Annotated in this window: 15 protein-coding genes; 12 read left to right on the top strand and 3 right to left on the bottom strand. The window is 65.1% G+C overall.

The genetic code is table 11. The features are described 5' to 3' along the window. The first annotated feature begins 105 nt into the window (after positions 1–105). The 11 genes from ACZ5YA_RS21320 to ACZ5YA_RS21270 all read left to right on the top strand — a co-directional run bounded on the left by ACZ5YA_RS21320 (position 106) and on the right by ACZ5YA_RS21270 (position 15291). Positions 106–1365 carry a nucleotide sugar dehydrogenase gene (locus tag ACZ5YA_RS21320; protein WP_464091206.1) on the top strand — a complete coding sequence of 420 codons (1260 nt, stop codon included), beginning with the start codon at positions 106–108 and terminating at the stop codon, positions 1363–1365. Between the two features lie 39 nt (positions 1366–1404). Then, a complete protein-coding gene (locus tag ACZ5YA_RS21315; RefSeq protein WP_059376911.1) occupies positions 1405–3885 on the top strand; it encodes a hypothetical protein in 2481 nt (826 codons plus the stop codon). After that, the gene (locus tag ACZ5YA_RS21310) at positions 3882–5936 is read left to right on the top strand and encodes a glycosyltransferase (protein ID WP_059376913.1); all 2055 of its coding nucleotides are present in this window, start codon (positions 3882–3884) and stop codon (positions 5934–5936) included. Before ACZ5YA_RS21315 ends, ACZ5YA_RS21310 begins: the two co-directional genes overlap by 4 nt. Positions 5937–5977: 41 nt before the next feature. Then, on the top strand, positions 5978–7132 hold the full coding sequence (locus ACZ5YA_RS21305) for a polysaccharide biosynthesis/export family protein (protein ID WP_059376915.1): 1155 nt from the start codon (positions 5978–5980) through the stop codon (positions 7130–7132). 7 nt (positions 7133–7139) lie between these two features. After that, positions 7140–8480, top strand: a complete 1341-nt coding sequence (locus ACZ5YA_RS21300) for a sugar ABC transporter permease (protein WP_059376917.1) — start codon at positions 7140–7142, stop codon at positions 8478–8480. 9 nt (positions 8481–8489) lie between these two features. Then, positions 8490–9206, top strand: a complete 717-nt coding sequence (locus ACZ5YA_RS21295) for a P-loop NTPase family protein (RefSeq protein WP_251878543.1) — start codon at positions 8490–8492, stop codon at positions 9204–9206. Next, positions 9184–10359, top strand: a complete 1176-nt coding sequence (locus ACZ5YA_RS21290; RefSeq protein ID WP_464091205.1) for a KpsE/RkpR family capsule polysaccharide export protein — start codon at positions 9184–9186, stop codon at positions 10357–10359. Before ACZ5YA_RS21295 ends, ACZ5YA_RS21290 begins: the two co-directional genes overlap by 23 nt. Further along, complete coding sequence (locus ACZ5YA_RS21285; protein WP_059376922.1) at positions 10352–12256, top strand: Vi polysaccharide transport protein VexE; 1905 nt, start codon at positions 10352–10354, stop codon at positions 12254–12256. The genes ACZ5YA_RS21290 and ACZ5YA_RS21285 overlap by 8 nt, the downstream gene beginning before the upstream one ends. Before the next feature lie 12 nt (positions 12257–12268). Further along, the gene (locus ACZ5YA_RS21280) at positions 12269–13489 is read left to right on the top strand and encodes a pectate lyase family protein (RefSeq protein WP_464091204.1); all 1221 of its coding nucleotides are present in this window, start codon (positions 12269–12271) and stop codon (positions 13487–13489) included. A 184-nt stretch (positions 13490–13673) separates the two neighbouring features. Further along, a complete protein-coding gene (locus tag ACZ5YA_RS21275) occupies positions 13674–13934 on the top strand; it encodes a helix-turn-helix domain-containing protein (RefSeq protein ID WP_054455917.1) in 261 nt (86 codons plus the stop codon). A gap of 4 nt (positions 13935–13938) precedes the next feature. Further along, positions 13939–15291: a type II toxin-antitoxin system HipA family toxin gene (locus ACZ5YA_RS21270; RefSeq protein ID WP_464091203.1), complete on the top strand. Its 1353-nt coding sequence runs from the start codon at positions 13939–13941 to the stop codon at positions 15289–15291. A gap of 30 nt (positions 15292–15321) precedes the next feature. Here ACZ5YA_RS21270 and ACZ5YA_RS21265 read toward each other — a convergent pair whose 3' ends face one another. Further along, the gene (locus ACZ5YA_RS21265; protein ID WP_059376929.1) at positions 15322–16089 is read right to left on the bottom strand and encodes an AraC family transcriptional regulator; all 768 of its coding nucleotides are present in this window, start codon (positions 16087–16089) and stop codon (positions 15322–15324) included. A 92-nt stretch (positions 16090–16181) separates the two neighbouring features. Between ACZ5YA_RS21265 and ACZ5YA_RS21260 the strand changes: the two genes are divergently transcribed. Beyond that, positions 16182–17312 (top strand): MFS transporter, encoded by a 1131-nt coding sequence (locus tag ACZ5YA_RS21260; protein WP_464091202.1) that lies wholly within the window; start codon positions 16182–16184, stop codon positions 17310–17312. A gap of 17 nt (positions 17313–17329) precedes the next feature. Here ACZ5YA_RS21260 and ACZ5YA_RS21255 read toward each other — a convergent pair whose 3' ends face one another. Together ACZ5YA_RS21255 and ACZ5YA_RS21250 are read right to left on the bottom strand one after the other, a co-directional pair. Then, a complete protein-coding gene (locus ACZ5YA_RS21255) occupies positions 17330–18700 on the bottom strand; it encodes an ATP-binding protein (protein WP_464091201.1) in 1371 nt (456 codons plus the stop codon). Further along, complete coding sequence (locus ACZ5YA_RS21250; RefSeq protein WP_464091200.1) at positions 18697–19368, bottom strand: response regulator; 672 nt, start codon at positions 19366–19368, stop codon at positions 18697–18699. Before ACZ5YA_RS21250 ends, ACZ5YA_RS21255 begins: the two co-directional genes overlap by 4 nt. Positions 19369–19408: the final 40 nt, after the last annotated feature.

Below are 19408 nucleotides of genomic sequence, written 5' to 3'. Positions count from 1 at the left end.
GCAAACATATTCGATTCTGCATCGATCTCGTGCCCCCGGGTGTCAATTTCTAGTGTCTCCGACACGACGAAAACAGTGAGGTCCCCCGTGGTAAAGAGAATCGCAGTGTGTGGCCTTGGATATGTCGGCCTGCCCGTAGCAGTCGCATTTTCCAAGCGCTTTGATGTCATCGGCTTTGATGTGGACAAGCGGAGAATCGCACGGCTGAAAGAGGGTGATGACTGGACCGGCGAGATCGAACGCGACGTGTTGCTGGCCTCCCCGATGCAGTTCACCGACCAGATTTCGGAGCTGGAAGGCTGCGATTTCTTCGTCGTGGCCGTTCCGACCCCCGTCGACGAAAAGAACAACCCGGATTTTTCGCTGCTGGTGCGCGCCTGCCGCTCGATCGGCCCCGTGCTGCGCCCCGGCTGCATCGTGGTTTTTGAATCCACCGTCCATCCCGGCGCCACCGAGGAAATCTGCGGACCGGAGCTGGAGAAAGTGTCCGGCCTGCGCTGCGGCGTCGATTTCAAGCTGGGCTACAGCCCCGAGCGGATCAATCCGGGCGACCGCGAGCATCCGCTGGAGAAGATCGTCAAGATCGTGTCCGGCCAGGACGAGGAATCGCTGGAGATCATTGCCGGCGTATACGAGAAGATCATCGACGCCGGCGTGCACCGCGCCTCCTCCATCAAGGTCGCCGAGGCGGCGAAGGTGCTGGAGAACACCCAGCGCGACATCAACATCGCGCTGATGAACGAAATGTCGAAGATCTGCGATCTGGTCGGCATCCGCACCTCGGAAGTGCTGGCAGCCGCCGGCACCAAGTGGAACTTTCTCAAGTTCTCGCCCGGCCTGGTGGGCGGCCACTGCATCGGCGTCGATCCGTACTACCTGACGTCCAAGGCGCAGGAGCTCGGCTATCACCCCGAAGTCATCCTGTCGGGCCGCCGCATCAATGACGGCATGGCCAGCCATGTGGCCTCGCGCGTGGTCCAGACCCTGGCCCGCAACGGCCGTCTCAATGCCACGACCCGCGTCGGCATCCTGGGCATGACGTTCAAGGAAAACGTGCCCGACATCCGCAACTCCAAGGTGGTCGATCTCTACAACGCCCTGGGCGAATACGGCATCACTCCTGTCGCCTGCGACCCGATGGTCGACCCGGAACAGATGGAGCACGAGTACGGCATCAAGCTCGTGGAACGCGACCAGTTCCGCGACATGGACGTGCTGATCCTGGCGGTGCCGCACCGCGAAACCATGGACTCCATCTGGGACGACCTGCCCACGCTGGTCAAGAGCGGCGGCATGGTGTGCGACCTGAAGTCCGTGCTGGACAGCAAACGGCTTCAGTCCGACCTCCTGTACTGGACTCTTTAAGTTCAGGCTCACTATCGATCACTAGAGGAGAGCCTCCGAATGGCTGCTTTTACCACCGCTCCGATTGGAACCTGCCGCATCCATACGCCGCTGCGCGATGCCGTGGGCCGCTACCCGATCAAGCTGCAACTCGGGCGCAACTACGGTTTCGTGCACACCAGCGCCGAGGCGCTGCAGCAGGCGCGATTCATGTTTGGCCAGGGCGACATTCCTGCCGACGTCCAGCGCGTGATCTTCCGGCCTTCGAATGGCGAGCAGGCGCGCAAAGGCGCCCACAAGCCGGCTGACCTCTACGTGGTCGAACTGTCTTCGCGCAAGCTGCTGACCATAGACGGCTACCCGATACAGTCCAACTACCTGGTGCGCTACTTCAGCGAGTTCTTCGCCGACCGCACGCGCACCCGGATGTTCTGGTCCATGGCCCACGCCGACCGTCTGGCCGAGCGCCGTGCGCTGCTGGACCAGGAGCCGGTCTTCAAGGCGCTCACGCCGGACGACCGCAATCTGCTCGCCCGTATCGTCAAGCGCGACCAGACGGATGAGGAGATCGAGCAGGAAATGAACCAGCTGGTCGATCTGCTGGGCCGCGACAAAGTGGTGTTTGTCACGCACGTCAATGCCATGACGCCGGACAACGCGCCCATCGAGCAACGCCAGCAACTGATCGCCGCGGTGCTCGCCAGCGCGCAGCGCATCGGCGTGCCTTGCTACGACCCGACGCCGCTGATGAACAAGATCGGCCAGTCCGAGGCCATGGAAAATGGCGGATTGGACCTGACCCACTACACGCCGGCTTTCGCCGAGCGCCTGTGCGCAGAGTGGTTCAAGACCTACATGCGTCCGCGCCTGGATGCGTCGACGACGCAGCCCTCCGCGCCCAAGCTTTCCGCCGACGAAAGCGCCGATCGCATCGAGAAACTCTGGGATTCGGGCGAACTGCGCGAAGCCTCGCGCCGCGTGCGCGAGGTGCTGCGCCGCCATCCCGGCCTGCCCGACCACACGCTGCTGTTTGCGCGCATCCAGGAAGAACTGGGCGACTACGAAGGATCGTTGGCGCTCTTGGGCAGCGCCGACGGCGCGGTGGCGTCCGGCAGCAAGGCAGAGCAGATCCTGATGCGCAACCAGTTCAAGCTGGGACGCCATGACGTGGCGTACTCGCTGGCTGCCGGTTTGCTGGGCGATGAGATCGAAACCCCCGAAATCGTGCGCATTGCGGCGATTTCCGCGGGCCAATTGGGTTATGTGGACGAGACCCTGGGCAACTGGAAGCAGCTGTTCCGCATCTCTTCCCCGGAAGACGCGGTCGCGGTGGAAGCCGCCGACACCGTGCTCGCGCTGCTGCAGGCCAGCGGCGACATGGAATCCGCCATACGCTGGATCCACGAGGTCCGCGCGGCCATGCCCGCGTACGGGCGCGGCTTCGCCATGCTGTGGCGCGACCGGCTGCTGGCCGGCGATCGCGCCGGACTGCGCAACCTGGCGTCCGAATCGCCCGCGCTCAATGATGTCGACGCGCTGGAGCTGGTCAAGGAAGCTTCGTGGCGCGGCGGCATCATGGCCGCCGCCACGCTGGCGGTTTCGTGCAAGCTGGCAAGCAGCGAGCAGGAAGATATCGTCGCCTGGCTGAATTCGCAGTCGCAAGCCTGGGCCGAGGAAGGCAACCGCGCGCTGGAAGAAGGACGCCTGCGCGATGCCGCGGAGCGCATCTGCGCGCACCGCCTGCTGACTCCCGATGCGCTGGCCGGCGTGCGCGCCCAGCGCGCCTTCGAGCGGGCGATGCGCCTGGGCGTGCGGGCCGCGCTGGTGGCGGGCAATCACAAGGAAGTCATCGACCTTACCGACATCGCGCTGGACAGCCAGATCGATTTCCCGGAGCTGCATGCCATGCGCGGCCGCGCGGCCGATGCGCTGGGCGACAAGAAGACCGCCATGCGGCACCTCGAGCAGGCTGCCGCCGGCGAGTCCGCCTCGTTCAGCACCCAGCTGCATTTTGCGCGGGTGGCCTTCCACGGCGGCTGGTATGGCGAGGCCATCGACGCCTACAAGACCGTGCTCGACCATGCCGGCGCGGACCAGGGCGCCAAGGACGAAGCGCAGCGCCAGCTGGGCAGGCTTGGACCCCGCGCCATCCGCGGCGCGCGGGAGATTCTTTCCTCCGGCGATCACCAGGCGGCCTGGAATCTGCTGGAGCGCGTCGCGCAGTCCTGGCCCGGCATGTCGGAAGTCGACCATGAAAAGCGGCGCATCATCGCCGTGCTGTACGCCGAAGCGCGTGCGCTGGATTCGGCCAGCACGACCGAACGCCTGGCGTTGGGCGAGCGCATCCTGAAGCTGGTTCCGGAAGATCCCATCGGCTTGCGCCTGGCCGCCGTGGGCGCCATGCGCCTGCATCGCTTCGAACAGGCCCTGCCGTACTGGCGCAAGCTGCAGGAACGTTCCGAGAATCCGGCGCAGTTCGATCACTACATCGAACGCTGCCTTGTGTGGATCGAGAAGATCAACCGGAGGAAGGCAGCATGAATCCCCCATTGACTACCGAGCGAGCGGAGGCTGCATCCGATCTGCAAGCGGTGCAAGCCCGGTTGGAAGAGATCGTCACGGCGTCGGTGCGGGTTCAAGTCGCCCAGGAAAACCTGCCCCGCGCCCAGGAATTGGCGCGCGATCACATGGCCGATTCCAAGGTCCGCTTCCTGCTGCTCAGGCTGAAGGAGGCGGCGGGCCTGAACGAAGGCATGGCCGAGCAGTGGGCCACGCTGTTGCAGGAGTGCCCGGACGATTTCCTGATCGTGCGCTACTGCGCGACTCGGTTGGTGAAGGAACGCAAGATCGATGAGGCCTTGGCCTTGGTCGATCATCATCTTCCGCCCTCGACGCAGAATCCCAATCGCTTGTTCGCGCGGGCCAAGCTGCTGAGCGACATCCGTGCGCACGAGCAGTCCGACGAACTCTTTCGCCGGCTGATTTCCGAGAACACCGACCGCAACATGCGCGTCGAGTTCGCCAAGCGCCTGCGCAAGCGCGGGTTGCTGGCCGACGCGTTCGATGCGATCGCGCCCGTCATGAAGCACCTGACGCCCGGCAGCAAGGCGGCGGAGCTGGCCAACGACCTGGCCAGCGACTACGCCTTCTACCAACGCTTCGAATCGGAAGAAGGGCTGGTGGGCAAGGATGTCAGGATCGTGTCGATGAAGCATGCGATCCTGCACTTCCGCGACCGCAAGATCGTGGATCAGTCGGCGGAGAAGCCGGTGTCGGTCGCGCTGGTGACGGGCAGCCTCGGGCCCGGCGGCGCCGAGCGCCAGCTGACGCGGCTTGCGGGCGAACTGACACGCCTGGCCGAGTGCCCCGAGCGCCGGCCGGCCGACGTGATCATGATGCCGAAGAAAGTCGAAGTCATGGTCAAGCAGCACACCGAGCCAGCGGGCTCCACCAAGAAGCAGGGGCTGGATTTCTTCCTGCCGGTGCTGGTGAAGGCACAGATCCCGGTCACGGAAATCAACAAGCTGCCAGCCGTTTCGGTGTCTCATCAATCCGTGCCCGAAGGCAGCCTGAGCCGTCTGCTGGAGCAGTTGCCGCCTCCGGTGCACTACGGCGTGACCCGGCTTACGCCTGTGCTGCGGGAGAACCCGTTCGACGTGGTGAGCCTGTGGCAGGACGGGACCTGCCTGTTCGGCGCGCTGGCCGCGCTGCTGGCCGGCGCTCCGACCATACATCTGGTCTTCCGCGGACTGCCGCCGAACATCCGCAAGGACCGCTTCCGCGAGGAATATCCCGAGCTCTACCAGGCCCTGGCCCAGGTGCCGGGGGTGGTTTTCGTCAGCAACAGCTGCAAGGCCGCGGAAGCCTATTCGGAATGGCTGGGCATCCCGATCACGCGCTTTCACATCCTGTACAACGGCGTGCCCGATCTGTCGACGGACGCCTCGGCCGTGGATGAGGAAAAGTGGAAAGCCTTCCAGGAAAGCACGAACGATGCCACCGAGACGATAGGCGGCGTGTTCCGCCTGGAGCCGGACAAGCGGCCACAGCTATGGATCAAGCTGGCGGCGATGTACCTGAAGGACAGGCCGCAGGCGCGCTTCGTCATCGTCGGCGACGGACGCCTGCGCGAGAACATCGAGGCCTTGGCTGAAGAGCTGAGCGTGACGGACAGATTGTTGCTGGTCGGTCTATCCAACCACGTGGGCTATTGGTATTCGCAAATGGATGCCAGCGTCCTGCTGTCGCGCTACGAAGGCTTGCCCAACGTGCTGATCGAAGCCCAGTTGGTGGGTGTGCCGGTGATCTCGACTCCCGCTGGCGGCGCCGGCGAGTGCTTTGTGGAGAACGAGACCGGCCACCTGCTCAGCTGCGTCGATCACCCGGACCTGCACGAGGCATGCGAGAAAGTCGCGTCCATGGTGGACCAGGTGCGCAGCAACGAGCAGTTGAGGGACCACAGCCGTCACCGGGCGCAGAAGCTGTTCTCGCTCGATGCCATGCTGACCAAGTTCATGGGCCTGTGCATGCCCGTGGTGTCCGAGAACGACGAACGCATGGATATCGAGCCCATGCGCCTGATGCAAGCCTGATTGGCGTCCAACCGATCAAGCTGCGCAAACGAAAGGATCTTATGCATATGTACGTCCCGGGTTCAGGGCTGCGGCGCAAAGCAGCCCTGACCATGGTGGTTCTTGCCACGCTGACTCTCGCGGGGTGCCAGCTGCCCCGTTCCGGCCCGATGCTGAGCGAAATGACGGGCGCGCACGATGACAAGGACGTCATCGTGATGCCCGTGTCGCGCGAACTGGTGCAGGCCAGCCGGGTGCCCGACGTGGCCGACTTTCCCGTGCGCTACCGCGATCTCACGCAGGCCGGATTCGACCGCCTGGTTCCCGGTGACGGCATCAACGTGAAGGTATGGGAGCGCGGCGGGCTGGGCGTGTTCGCGGCGGATCCGTCCGGCGTGAGCGACCTGGGAAACCAGGAGATAGACCCGGCGGGGAATGTGAGCTTCCCAATTCTGGGCAAGTTCCATGCCGCCAACATGACCCTGGCGCAGTTGCATGACGCCGTTGTCGCGCGCCTGGCCAGGCTCGTCGTGGGCGCCGACGTCAGCGTGACGCGCGCCGCGGATGCGCGCGGCCAGATGGTGACGGTGCAGGGCAACCTGACCAAGCCCGGCATGTATCCCATCACCCAGACCTCGCAGCGCCTGAGCAGCGCGTTGGCCCAGGCCGCGCCGGTGCAGACGAACCCCGAGCAGCTCGTCATCAGCCTGCGCCGCGACAACCAGGTGGCGTCGGTGCGGCTGTCGGATATCTACCGCAACCAGAACAACGACATCCTGCTGCGCGCGGGCGATGTCATCACCGCCTATGACTCGAAAGAGTACCTGACCGTGCTGGGCGCCGCCGGCACCCAGGGGCGCGTGGCCATCAGCAAGCGCAACTACAGCGTGCTGGATGCGCTGGCGGATTCCCGCGGCCTGGACGACAAGCTGGCGGATCCGCGTTCCGTGTTCCTGTTCACGCCCGCCAAGGCTGGCGCCGAGGGCAAGCCGGATCTGTTGCCGGTGGTCTACCAGTTCGATCTGACGCGTCCGGAGCAAGTGGCGCTGGCGCGCGAATTCACCGTGCAGGAAGGCCAGGCCATCTATATTTCGGATGCGCCGTTCACGCAGGTGCAGAAGGTGTTGTCCGCGTTCCGCGTCACGATGAGCGCCGGCTTCAGCGCCACGCGCGCCATTGACAGCGATTCGGGCGGCTCGTCCGGCATAAGCCAATAGCGTGTCGATGAGTAACGAGGACAGGATCAAGGGCTGGCGTTCGCGCCGTAAGGAAAGTAGCTACGCAGTAGGATCCGGCGTCGCGGCCTGGCGCCTGGATCCGGCGGCATTGTTTGAAGCAAAGGCCACGCCGGCCGTCCTGCTCAAGCCTCTGGTCGCGCGCCTGCAGGGCGAGCCGCACGATTCCGTGGCTGCCCGGCGGGCGGTGTACGAAGCGGTGCAGGCGGAGCTGGACGCGGAGATCGCGCGCAGCGACGTCGACGAGACGCTGGCGGATTTTTCGCGCCGGCGCCTGCGCGTCATCGTGCGCCTGCTGGAAATGGATATCCGCGACGGCGTCGAGGTGTTCGCGCCCGGCTACATGCCAGCCAAACTGGTGGCCGAAGACGAGCGCCTGGCCGCGGCGCACGCGCGGCGCGTGGAGCGCCGCAAACAGGACGAGGCGCGCGAAGCGCGCCGCCACGCCTCGCGCAATGACATTGCGCTGGAGGTCGAAGTGCCGCAGGACGAGGCAGGCGATCTCGCGATATTGCGAGCCCGCTTGCAAGGCCTGCATGAGGGGCACGATCCGAGCCATTCCGTGAAGGTCCGGCCGGTCGGGCGCACGCTGCTGGCGATGTTCATCTACCAGCTGCGCGTGATGCATGGCGAGAGCCGGATCGCCCTGGTATGGGCGCTGGTGGGCCCGGTCGTGCTGCTGACGCTGATTTCGTCGCTGTACATCCTGATGGGCACGCACTACATCATGGGCATGGACGTGCAGACGTTCTCGCTGCTGGGCGCGACGACCTGGATCATGTTCCGGCAGATCGCTTTCAGGAGCAGCACGGCCTACGTGTCAGCCCGCGGTCTGCTGAACTTCCAGGGCGTCACGCCCTTGATGTGCGCGCTGGTGCAGGCGTTCATCTATGTGTCGGTGTATCTGGTGGTGTTCCTGGTGCTGATCAGCGCCGGTCATGCGCTGGAGCTCGTGACCTTGCCGAAAAGCTGGTCCGGCTTCCTGCTTTTTGTCGTGCTGATGGGATGCTTCGGGGCCGCGCTGGGCGTGCTGTTCGGATCGATCGCGACCTACTGGCATTTCTTTCTCAGGCTCGCGCCGATCATTGAACGCTTTCTGCAGATCTTCGCGGCGGTGTTCTTCGTGTCGGAGCAGTTGCCGGAGAACCTGCGGCCGTGGATGCTGTGGCTGCCATTGGCGCATGGCATGCAGCTGCTGCGTTCCGCGTACTTCGAGGCCTACACCTCGCATGATGCGAGTCTGGGGTACTTCCTGACCTCTTTGGTTTTCATGATGGTGCTTGCGTTGGCGGCGGAGCGTCTGGCCCGTCCCAATGTCCAGCCGATGTGAGGGAAGAAGATGATCCATCTCAATGGCGTCACTGACGAGCCCTATGCATTCGGCAGCAGGCAGGCGCTGCTTTCCAACGTGGATCTCGACATTCCGGTCGGGCGCTATGCGCTGCTGTCGCCCGCGCCGGAACTGCATCGCCAGATCGTCGATGTGCTGTGCGGCTTGCGGCCGCCGCGCCAGGGTTTCGTCAAGCACGATGGCAACGTGTCCTGGGCGATAGGCCGCCAGGGCTTCATCCGCGGCAAGGCCAACGGCCTGAGCATGATCGACTTCGTCAGCGAGATGTACGAGATCGACGCGGATGCCACGCACGAACTGGTCGCCGACCTGGTCAGCGATCCCAGAACCCTGGCCAAGCCCATGGAGCATTGGCCGCTCTACGCGCGGCAGGAGTTTTCCTTCGCGCTGGCGCTGGCGCCGGCGTTCGATGTCTACGTGATCGAAGGGGCCATCCCTTTCGAGCCTTGCCGTTTCACCCGCCTGTGGCTGGCTCTGTTCGAAGAGCGCCTGGTCGGCCGGACACTCATTCTTTCCAGTTACCGCCAGAATCAGTTGGCGGACTATTGCTTCAAGGGTTTGATTTATGAACGAAGCGCACTCAGCATCGAAGACGACCTCGACCAGTGCATCCGCAGGTTCCCCCCGCGACGATCAAGGAGCGAATCCGGCACAGGCGACGACGTCCTCGGAGGCGGCTTCGATGAGGGCGGAATCGGCCTCTGAAGGCAGGTCCGAAATCGAACGCCGCCGCGGCGAGCGGCAATCGGCGCTGCGCGAGCGGCGCCGCCACCGCTGGATCAACACGCTCATCGTGCTGACGCCGGTCGCGTGCGCCCTGGTCTACCTGCTGCTCTTCGCCACGCCGCGCTACGAGGCGGAGTCGCGCTTCTTCGTGCAGTCGGCCTCGGGCCAGCAAGGCGGCGGAGGGGCCGCGGCCAGCCTGCTGACCACGGGCAACGCGGGCGGCATGCTGGGCGGCTTCGTGGATGGTTGGGCGGTCGCCGACTTCCTCAAGTCGCGCGACGCCATGCAGCAGCTGGACAAGAAGGTCGGCCTGCGCCAGTACCTGATCCGTGCGGGCCTGGATCCGGTGAATCACCTGGCCGAAGACGCCAGCGAGGACGATCTCTTCCGCGCCTACCGGGCTTCCGTCAAGGTTTCGTTCAATGCGCTGGAGCAGATCGACGTGCTGCGCGTGAGCGCATTTTCCTCGGAGGACGCCGCGCTGCTGTCCAGGGCGCTGATCGAGCTGGCCGAGAGCTTCGTCAGCTCGATGAACGAGAAAGGCGTCGCCGACAAGCTGAAAGTGAGCGAGGAAGCGGTCAAGCTCGCGGAGCAGAAGGCCCTGGCCGCCCGGGAAACGCTGACCGCATGGCGAACCACGCACGGCAACATCGATCCCACGGCCACGGTGACGATGCTGCTGAACCTCTCCAGCCAGCTCGAAGGCGAGCTCAACACTGCGCAGATCAATCTCGACAAGATCCGCGCGTTGGGCAACAAGGACCATTTCATGCTGCGGCCCGCCGAGATGCAGGTGACTTCCCTGAAGAAGCGGATCGCGGCCGTTCGTCAGCGCCTGAGCGGCGCGGGCAACACGGAAGCGAAACAGCTCAAGTCCTACGAGGCGCTGCGCAACGCCCAGGCCTTCGCGGATTCGAACCTGACCCTGGCGCAGCAGACCTACCAGCAGGCCATGACGGACACGCTGCGGCTGCAGCGTTACCTGTCCATCATTGCGCAGCCGGTGCCCACGGACCGCCCGAGCAGTCCGCGCACGGGGATCCTGCTGCTGCAGGCGCTGGCGCTGGGTTTTGTGCTGATGTTCATCGCTCGCGTGGCGTGGGCGTTGTTGAGAGGATTGCGTCATGGTTGATACGGCAATTGCGGATCGTCCCGCTGGTACTGAGGCTGCGGCACGCTTGCGTGACGTGATCAGGCAGATTCACTCCTCGCCCGAGCCGCTGAACGACATGTCCATGCTGGAACCGGCGCTGCGCGAGGCTGCGGAGGGCTGGCGCGATGCCCGCCGCCTGCTGGTTTCGCCCTTGGTGCGGGAAGGCAAACTGGTTGCCGCGATCGCCGCGCTGGAGATCATGGTGGCGGTCTATCCTGCGCGCGCCGACGAGCGCCGCCTGCTCGCCAGCCTGTTCGGGCGCACGGAGCAATGGGACCGCGCCATCGCCGAGGCGGACGCCGCCGCCGGCATCGAGCCCGGCGCGGCGGCGCTGCATGCGGCGCGCATCCAGTTGCGCGTGCAGGCCGGCCGCGTGGCCGAGGCTGCCGAGGTCGCGCGCGCGACCAGGAACCTGGCGGAAAACGAGCCTGGCGAAGCCTACCCCTGGCTGATGGCCTTCGTGCGCAATGGCGATGCGGCCGAGGCGGCAGGCATGGCAGCCGCCTTGGACCCGCGAGAGCTGCCCAACGAGCGCGTGGCGACGATGGCCGTGCGTGCCCTGCTGGATGACGGCAGGGTGGCGGCCGCCATCGCCTTCGGCGACGCGGCCCTGGGCGCGGGCCACGACTGCGCGGTCCTGCGTTCGTCCCTGGGTCTGGCGCATCTGCGGCGCGGCACCGAAGACGACCGCAAGGTACATGCGCTGGCGCACTTCGAGGCCGGTCTGAGCGCGGCGCCTGCGGATGTCAGGCTGTTGACGCTGCATGGCGAGACCCTGCTGCGCGCCGGACGCTACAAGGAAGCCCTGACGCCGTTGAAGCAGGCCATCGACCTGGCGCCGGATCTGGAGCAGACGCGGGCCTTCTATGCGCGCGCGCTGCGCTACACGCTGCAGTACGACGCGGCGGCCGACCAGATGATGCATTTGCTGGAGAAGTCGCCCGAAAAGCAGCTCTGGCAGCGTGCGGCCATCAGCGCGCTGTCGCAGGCGGGCCGCAAGCAGGAGGCCGAGACGCTCTTCGGACAGTACGTGGCGCAACGCGGCCAGCGGCTGCCGGCGACCTTCCAGGAGGCCATGACGCAGCTGGAGGAACGGCTGCACACCGCACCGATCCCGCAGGCGCGACTGGACTGGGCCTGGTCGATGCGCGGCGACACCAGTATCGATCGCGCGCAATGGGAGCGCCGCGCGCGCTGGGGCCATCTGGTGGACCACCTGCTGTTCGACTGGCTCGAATGCCGCGAGGAAAGCGTCGAAGAGGCCATGCAGGTGTTGGGAGAGCTGGATACCGGCGAGCGCTTCTTCGCGCCGCTGCTGGCGGGCGGCAAGGGCGTGGTGGTCGCCACCGCGCACGTCGGCCCCATGTATGCCGGGCTGATGGCGCTGGAACTGGTGGGCATCCCGTCGCGCTGGCTGGCGACCGCGCCCAGCATCGCGCAGAGCAGCTACTCCGCGGCGCTGATCTCCACCGCCGACCAGACCGAGGCGCAGGTCGCCAAGGCCTGCATGCGCGCGTTGACGTCGGGCTACGTGCTCTGCCTGGCGATAGACGGCGCGGCCAATCCGGCGGCGCCTCGCACCACCTTCGAAGGGCAGGACGTGACTTACTCCGGCTTCGCGTCCCACCTGGCGCATCGCATGGGCGTGCCCTCGGTGTTCTACGCGCCGCGCTGGGAGAACGGCCGCGTCGCCTACACGCTGGAGATGCTGCCCGCGGCCAAGCCTGGCGAGGACGCCGAGGCGTATTCCCTGCGCTGGCAGCAGGCCTATTTCGAACGGCTCAGGGAGCATCTGGCCGGTCCTCCGGAAAACCTGCGCCTGAGCGGCGGCATCTGGCGCCACGTCACGGCCGCGGACAAGTCCGCGCAGCAATAGGAGCGAGTGCCGATGAAGGCTGCAATCAAAACCGCGGGCTGGCTGCTTGCCCTGGCCATGTCGTACGGCGGGACGGCCACCGCCGCTGAAACGTGCAAAAGCCCGGACGAGCATTGTCCGTCCGTCGCGGCGCTGCTGCAGCAGCGCGAGGGCTACGGCGCCCGGGCCACGGGCGGCCTGGGCGGCAAGTTCATCGACGTCACGTCCGATCAGGATTCGGGTCCCGGAACGCTGCGCGCCGCGTTGGCGCAGGCAAAGAAAGGACCTACCTGGATACGCTTCGCCTCCGACATGACCATCGTCCTGGATACGCAGCTGCGCGTGCCGTCCAACACGACGATAGACGGGCGCGGCAGGCGCGTCACCCTGATCGACGATGGCTTGGGCGTGTATGGCAGCAAGAACGTCATCCTCACGCACCTGACGATAGACGGACGCCTGTCGCGGCTTACGCAGGCCGTGAACGTGGCCAACAACAGCCGTGACGTGTGGGTCGATCACATGGATCTGTCGCGGATGTCGGACCGGCTGCTGAACGTGAAGAACGGGTCGACCGACGTCACGATCTCATGGACCAAGTTTCACAATTCGAACAAGGTCATGTTGCTCAACAACATTACGTCGAAGAACCTTTACGCCAACTACGACCGCGACTCGATTGCGCGCGTGACGCTGCACCACAACTACTTCCTCAACACCGTGCAGCGCAATCCGCGCGGGCAGTTCGGCACCTTCCACCTGTTCAACAATCTGCTGGAAGATTGGGATTTCTATGGCATGAGTTTCAGCCTGGAGGCCAAGGCCCTGGTCGAAGGCAATATCTTCAAGAACTCCGCGCAGCGCAAATGCGTGGAGCCGGAGTTCTTCCCCACAGTGGAAGGCATCAACGTGAACTATTGCCACTACATTCCGGTCGCCGCCAAGCGCAGCGCGCTGGAGAATGGGGAATCCGACCGCGGCGCCTATGAGACGCGGAAGGACGAACACGGTTATACGCGCGATTACAAGGCCTTCCTGCGGCTGAAGGACAATCTGTATCTGGGCGACGCGAAGCCGGTGTTGCAGGACTACCGGCCCGAGGCTGCGCCGACGCCGCCGTATTGCTATGGCTATGAGAAGCCCACGGCGGAGCTGGCGGAGAAGATCCGCAGGTTTGCGGGGAATACGGGCGGGGACACGCCGTTGCCGGTGTCCAGGATCGGGTCGGATTGCGGGGGATCTCCAGGCCAGTAGTCTCGCGGTTCGCAGAAGCGGAGCCGGACCATGCGGATTGAAGCTAGGTGCTGTTCGCGAAATACAGCCTATGATTTGTTTTTAGAGAATACAAATCGTAGGCTGTGAAAAGCCACAAACCACATTGTGTATTTCAGATTAACAGCCTAGACTTTGTATATCTGAAATACAGCTTGAGGTTTGTATTATGGATTTCACCGTACGCACCGCGACACAATTACCGGCCTTGCTCCAGGGGTTTCGCAAAGAGGCCGGCTTGACCCAGGCGGCCACGGCCTTGCGCCTTGGGGTCACACAACAGACTTTGTCCGCCCTGGAACGCAATGCCGACAAGGTCAGCGCAGACCGGCTGCTGCAGCTGTTGAGCATCCTGGGGGTCGAAATGGTCCTGCGCCAGCAAGGGGCGCAGCCGGGACCCGAAACAACATCCGAACCCAGCTGGTAAAGCCATGGGGCGACGTTCACATGCGCAGATCCTGGGCCTATGGATGAATGGCACCTATGTCGGAGAGTGGAGCAATCGACCCCACGCCGGCGAGGTCCTGCAGTACGACAAGGACTGGGTCGCCTCCGCGCCGGGCAGGCCATTGTCGCTGTCCCTGCCCTTCACGCCGGGCAATGGCCCGCATCGTGGCGACGTGGTCCGCGCATACTTCGAAAACCTGCTGCCCGACAGCAAGGAAATCCGCGAACGGGTTGCGCGCCGGTTCCGGGCAGGATCGACCGACGCGTTCGCCCTGCTTGCCGAGATCGGCCGTGATTGCGCCGGCGCCTTGCAGATCCTGCCTGCGGGAACAGCGCCTGCAGACGTGACGTCGGTGCAAGCCTCGCCCTTGAACGATGCCCAGGTGGCGCAGCTGTTGCGCAGCGTGCCGGCGCCGGCGCTTCTCGGCGGCCAGGCCATCGCCGAGGATGATTTCCGCATTTCCATCGCAGGTGCGCAAGAGAAGACCGCCTTGCTGCGGATGGACGGACAATGGTGTTTGCCCCAAGGCGCCACGCCGACGACTCACATCCTCAAGTTGCCATTGGGGCTGGTCGGCAATATGAAGTTCGATCTGAGCGAATCGGTGGAAAACGAATGGCTGTGCTCGGAGATCCTGGCTGCCTACGGCATGCCCGTGGCGCGCACGGAAGTACTGAGCTTCGAAGACATGAAGGTGCTCGCCGTTGAACGTTTCGACCGCCGCTGGCAGGACGGCGGAGACGGAGCCCGTGGTCTCATCCGCCTGCCGCAGGAAGACATGTGTCAGGCCACCGGCACCCCGCCGCACCTGAAGTACGAGGCGGATGGCGGACCCGGCATCGAGCGCATTATGAGTCTGCTCGAAACCTCGCGCCATGCAGAGCATGACCGGCGGACATTTTTCCAGGCTCAGGTCCTGTTCTGGATGCTATGCGCAACGGACGGCCACGCGAAGAACTTCAGCCTGTTCTTGCGGCCTGGCGGGGCATATGAACTTACCCCGCTATACGACGTGCTGTCCGCTTATCCGATCCTGGGCGAAGGGCCAGGCAAACTGTCGCCTGTCCGCGCGAAGATGGCGATGGCCGTGCGCTCGAAGAACCCACACTGGCGCATGCGCGACATCCAGCGCCGCCACTGGCTGACGGTGGGCGCGCGACATGGCGTCGTGACGCCGGACGGCCAGGGAGTCCAGTTCGTCGTGGACGATCTGATCGCGCGCACGCCAGAGGCTGTGCGCATGGTCCGCGCCAGATTGCCGCCAGGATTTCCGCAGGCGGTAGCGGACGGCATACTGGGCGGCTTGCAGGCGGCGGCCGACAGGCTCGCCGCGTAGCTTTGGCGCGTGCGTAGCAGCTACTGCAATTCATCGTTCGTTGAGTACATACCGCCCCGGCGTCTCCCCCGTCATCTGCCGGAAGTACGCGATAAACGCGCTGTCGCTGGCAAAGCCCAGATCGAACGCCACCGCGGTCACGCTCTGGCCCGCAGCCAGCAGATCCACGGCGCGCAGCAGGCGCCAGAGCTGTCGCCAGGCCTGATAGCTCATGCCGGTTTCGCGTTGGAAGATCCGGGTGATGGTGCGCGCGCTCGCGCCGACGCGTTGCGATAGCGCATCCAGTTCGGGCGGCAGTTCCTCCAGGTTCAGGCCGGCCAGGCGGCGATCCGTGGGCACGGGCAGCAGCATGGGCTCCTGTCTTGCCGCGCGCAATTCGTCCATGCACACGGCCAGCAGGTTGCACGGCGCGCCCTGGGACCAGTCGGCGTCAAAGGGTTCCAGGCTGATGCGCTCGAACACCTCGCGCAATAGCGGAGTCATCGAAAGTATGGCCGCGGCGGCCGCGGGCGCCGCGATACGCGCGGTGTCCAGATAGATCGAGCGGTACTCGACTTCGCCGCGGATCATGACGCGGTGCTCGGTTCCAGGCGGTATCCATGCCGCGCGGATCGGAGGCAGTACCGCGATCAACCCTGGCATTGCGAGGCGGATGGAGCCCGCGTGAGCAAAGAGCAGTTGGCCCCGGCCATGGCTATGCAGGCCGGAATCGTGCCGTATCAGGCGCGATGCGATGCCCGTCACCGGCTGGGCCATGGTGTCGGGGTTGAACGCGTCGGTGGGTGCGAGCCTGGCCATTTGTCCGAGTTCCGATGCTTTTTGTCTTCCTGGCTACAACGGCGAAGGCGACGGCCGGCTAAAAAACGGACTCTCCGTTTACCGATACCGCCATGTCCCGCCGTCCGCCTCTTCTGCTCGTCATTCCGCTGCTGAGTTTTCCGCAGATCGTCGAGACGATGTACAGCCCCGCCTTGCCGTTGATCGCAACAGCCTATCGGGCCACGCCAGAGGAAGCTGCGCAGACGCTCTCGCTCTGGTTCGTGGCCTTTGCCTTCGGCGTGGTGTTCTGGGGTCGTCTATGTGATTCCCGGGGCCGCCGGCCGGCGCTGCTGGCAGGGCTGGCGCTATATGCGCTGGGCGCGAGCTGGGCCATGGCGGCGGGCGATTTCACGCAGTTCCTCGCAGCCAGATTGATCTGCGCCTTCGGCGCGGCCGCGGGCTCAATCGTAACGCAGACGGCGCTGCGGGATAGCTATCAGGGTCCGACGCTGGCCCGGGTCTTCTCCATTCTGGGAATGGCGTTGGCCGCGAGCCCTGCGGTCGGCATGTATGCCGGGCAGGAGATCGCGGCGGCCGGCGGGCTCCAGGGCGTCTTTCTCGCGCTGGTCCTGCTCGCCGTCGCGCTGCTCGGGGCCAGCGCATTGCTGTGGCCGGAAACCCGGCCGCAGTCCCATGCGGCGGCGCCCTTCTGGCCGACGCTGCGCGCCATGCTGCAAGACCGGGCGATCTGGCGCAGCGCGGCGCTGATCGCCATTTTCAACCTGGCGATTTTCGGCTATTACCAGCTGGGTCCATTCCTTTTCGCCCGCTTGCAGGATGCGTGGTTGGGGTTCGGAGAAAGCGGGTTGGCGCTGGCCGCGGCGTCGCTGTGCGGCGCGTTCCTGAACACGGCGCTGCTGCGGCGGGGGTATGCGTCCGAACGCCTCGTCCTGCTGGGTATCGGTCTGATGGCGCCAGGCGCGGCGCTGGTTGCCGCGCTTGTCGGGAGTTCGGCGTTTCTCATCGGCATGGCCGTGATTGCAGCGGCCTACGCGATCGCGATACCCAACATCCTGGCCCATGCCTTGCGCGCCTATGCCTGCGCCGCGGGGACGGCTGGCGCGATCCTGAGCCTGATCTACTACAACCTGCTGGGGGCCTCGTTGGTTCTTGCGGGGCTGGGGCAAAGGCTGGATCTATTGTTGGGCTGCTGTGCCCTGTTGGCGGCCGCCGTGCACGTGAAATGGCGCCCCGGCGCTTGAGGCGGGGCTCCTGCGCCTCATGTCGATTGGGTGCTCTCACGGCGCAGGATCGAAACACGCAGGCCGGCGGGAAAGCCGGCAGCCGCGCCGCGCATGTCATAGCGCACCATCAGACCGTGATTGTGTGCGATGCGGCGCGCGATCGATACGCCCAGGCCGCTGCCGGATTCTTCATTGCCGGCGGCGCGCACGAACCGGTCGCCCAGCCGTGGCAGGACCTCGGGCGCGATGCCCGCGCCAGCATCATCGATGAGGATGGCGCGGGCGCCAAGCGTCAGACGCACGCGTGTATGCCGCGGGCCATAGCGCACGGCGTTATCCAGCAGATTCTTCAGCATGATGGCCAGCGCATTGTTGCTGCCGGCCGTCGGAAGCGCGTTTTCCTTTCCGTCCGGCCATTCGATATCGATCTCGATGTCGCGCCGGTTTGCGATCCAGAGGCAGTCACCGACCGCCTGCTCAGCCACCAGGCTCCAGTTGACGGCGTCGTCAAAACCCGAGGGGCCGTTGCTGTCGAGCCGCGCCAGCGTCAACAACTGAGCTACCAGCCGGTCCAGGCGGTCCAGCCCCGCACCCACGCTGCGTTGGGCATCCGCTCGCAGCGTTGCGTCCTGCGCGCGCTGCGCCACTTCCCACTGCGCGCGCAAGGCGGCGAGCGGCGTGCGCAACTCATGGGCGGCGTCCGCGGTCAGGCGGCGCTCCTGTTCGATAAGACTGGCGACTCGTGCCAGCAAGTCATTCATGGCTTGCACGAGAATCTTGAGTTCCGCCGGCGCGGCAGACTCGGACAGCGGCGTGCCGTCATCGGGACGGCGATTCTCCAAGGCCCGGGACAGCATGCGCACGGGCCGCAGAGCGCGGCGCACGGAAAGAATGAGCATGGCGATGAGTACAGGCAGTCCGATCAGCCAGGGAGCGATCTGGCTTGCGATGTAGGCGACCATGAGATCTTCGCGCTCACCGATGCGCTGGCCCACCGCGACGCGCGTTGTCTTGTCGTCGCTGGCGAGGTAATAGAGCCGCCATGGCACGCCGTTGACCGTACTGTCGACAAAGCCCTCCTGGGACTGGTCGCGCGGGAATTGGAGCGCTTCGGCATCCAGTACAAGCGGCGCGCCTGCGTCGCGCCATATCGCCACGGACAGGTCTTTGCCGCTGGCGTCTCCAGAGTTCGGCGGATGGGGTGCTTGAAGCGGGCCGGGAATGCCGGCGCCGGGGGGAAGCAGGGCCGCGACCGCAAGCGTCTGCTCAGCCAGACGCAGCATGTCGGTGTCGTAGAGCTCATTGATTTCGTGTGCGGCGCGCCAGTAGGTGCCTGCAATGGTCAGCAGCCATGCCAGGGGAGCGGCCAGCAGCACGGCAATGATCAGCCTGCGCTGCAGCGTCATGCCTCGGTCTCCACCTGGCCCAGCGCGTAGCCAGCGCCTCTCAGCGTACGGATCAGCTTGGGATGGATCTTCTTGCGCAGATGATGCACATGAACCTCGAGGGCATTGCTTTCCAGGTCGGAGTCCCAGTCGTAGAGCTTGTCGCGGATGAAATCGCGCGTCAGCACCCGGCTGGGATGCGTCAGGAATAGCTCCAGTAGCTGTGCTTCGCGTACGGTCAGATCCACCGCCAGTCCCTTCCACCGCGCTTCATGCGAGGCCGGCTGATACTCCAGGTCCCCATGGCGCCATACGGGTTCGGGCTTGCCCGCCAGCCGGCGCGTGACGGCGCGCAGACGGGCGGCCAGTTCATCCAGCGTGATGGGTTTGATCAGGTAGTCGTCCGCGCCAGCGTCGAGTCCGCCTATCCGGCTTTCGACGGCGTCGCGCGCTGTCAGTATGACCACGGGGACGTCGATTCCGGCTTGGCGCCAACGTGTCAGCAACGTCACCCCGTCTTCGGATGGCAGACCAAGATCCAGCACCACCGCATCGTAGTGCACGGCGCGCAGGGCATGGTCGCCCTCTTGACCGTTGAAGAACCAATCCACCGCGTACCCCAGCAGCCGCAGGCCGTTCTTGAGGCCATCGCCTATCAGCGGGTCATCTTCGACGATAAGAATTCGCATTCAAGAACTCCTACTAATGGCTTGGATGAGATTACCACCG

This window comes from Achromobacter sp. JCM 18799, assembly GCF_055395645.1.
Note: the sequence above shows the minus strand (reverse complement) of the source record. Positions and strands in the feature narration are given on the sequence as shown.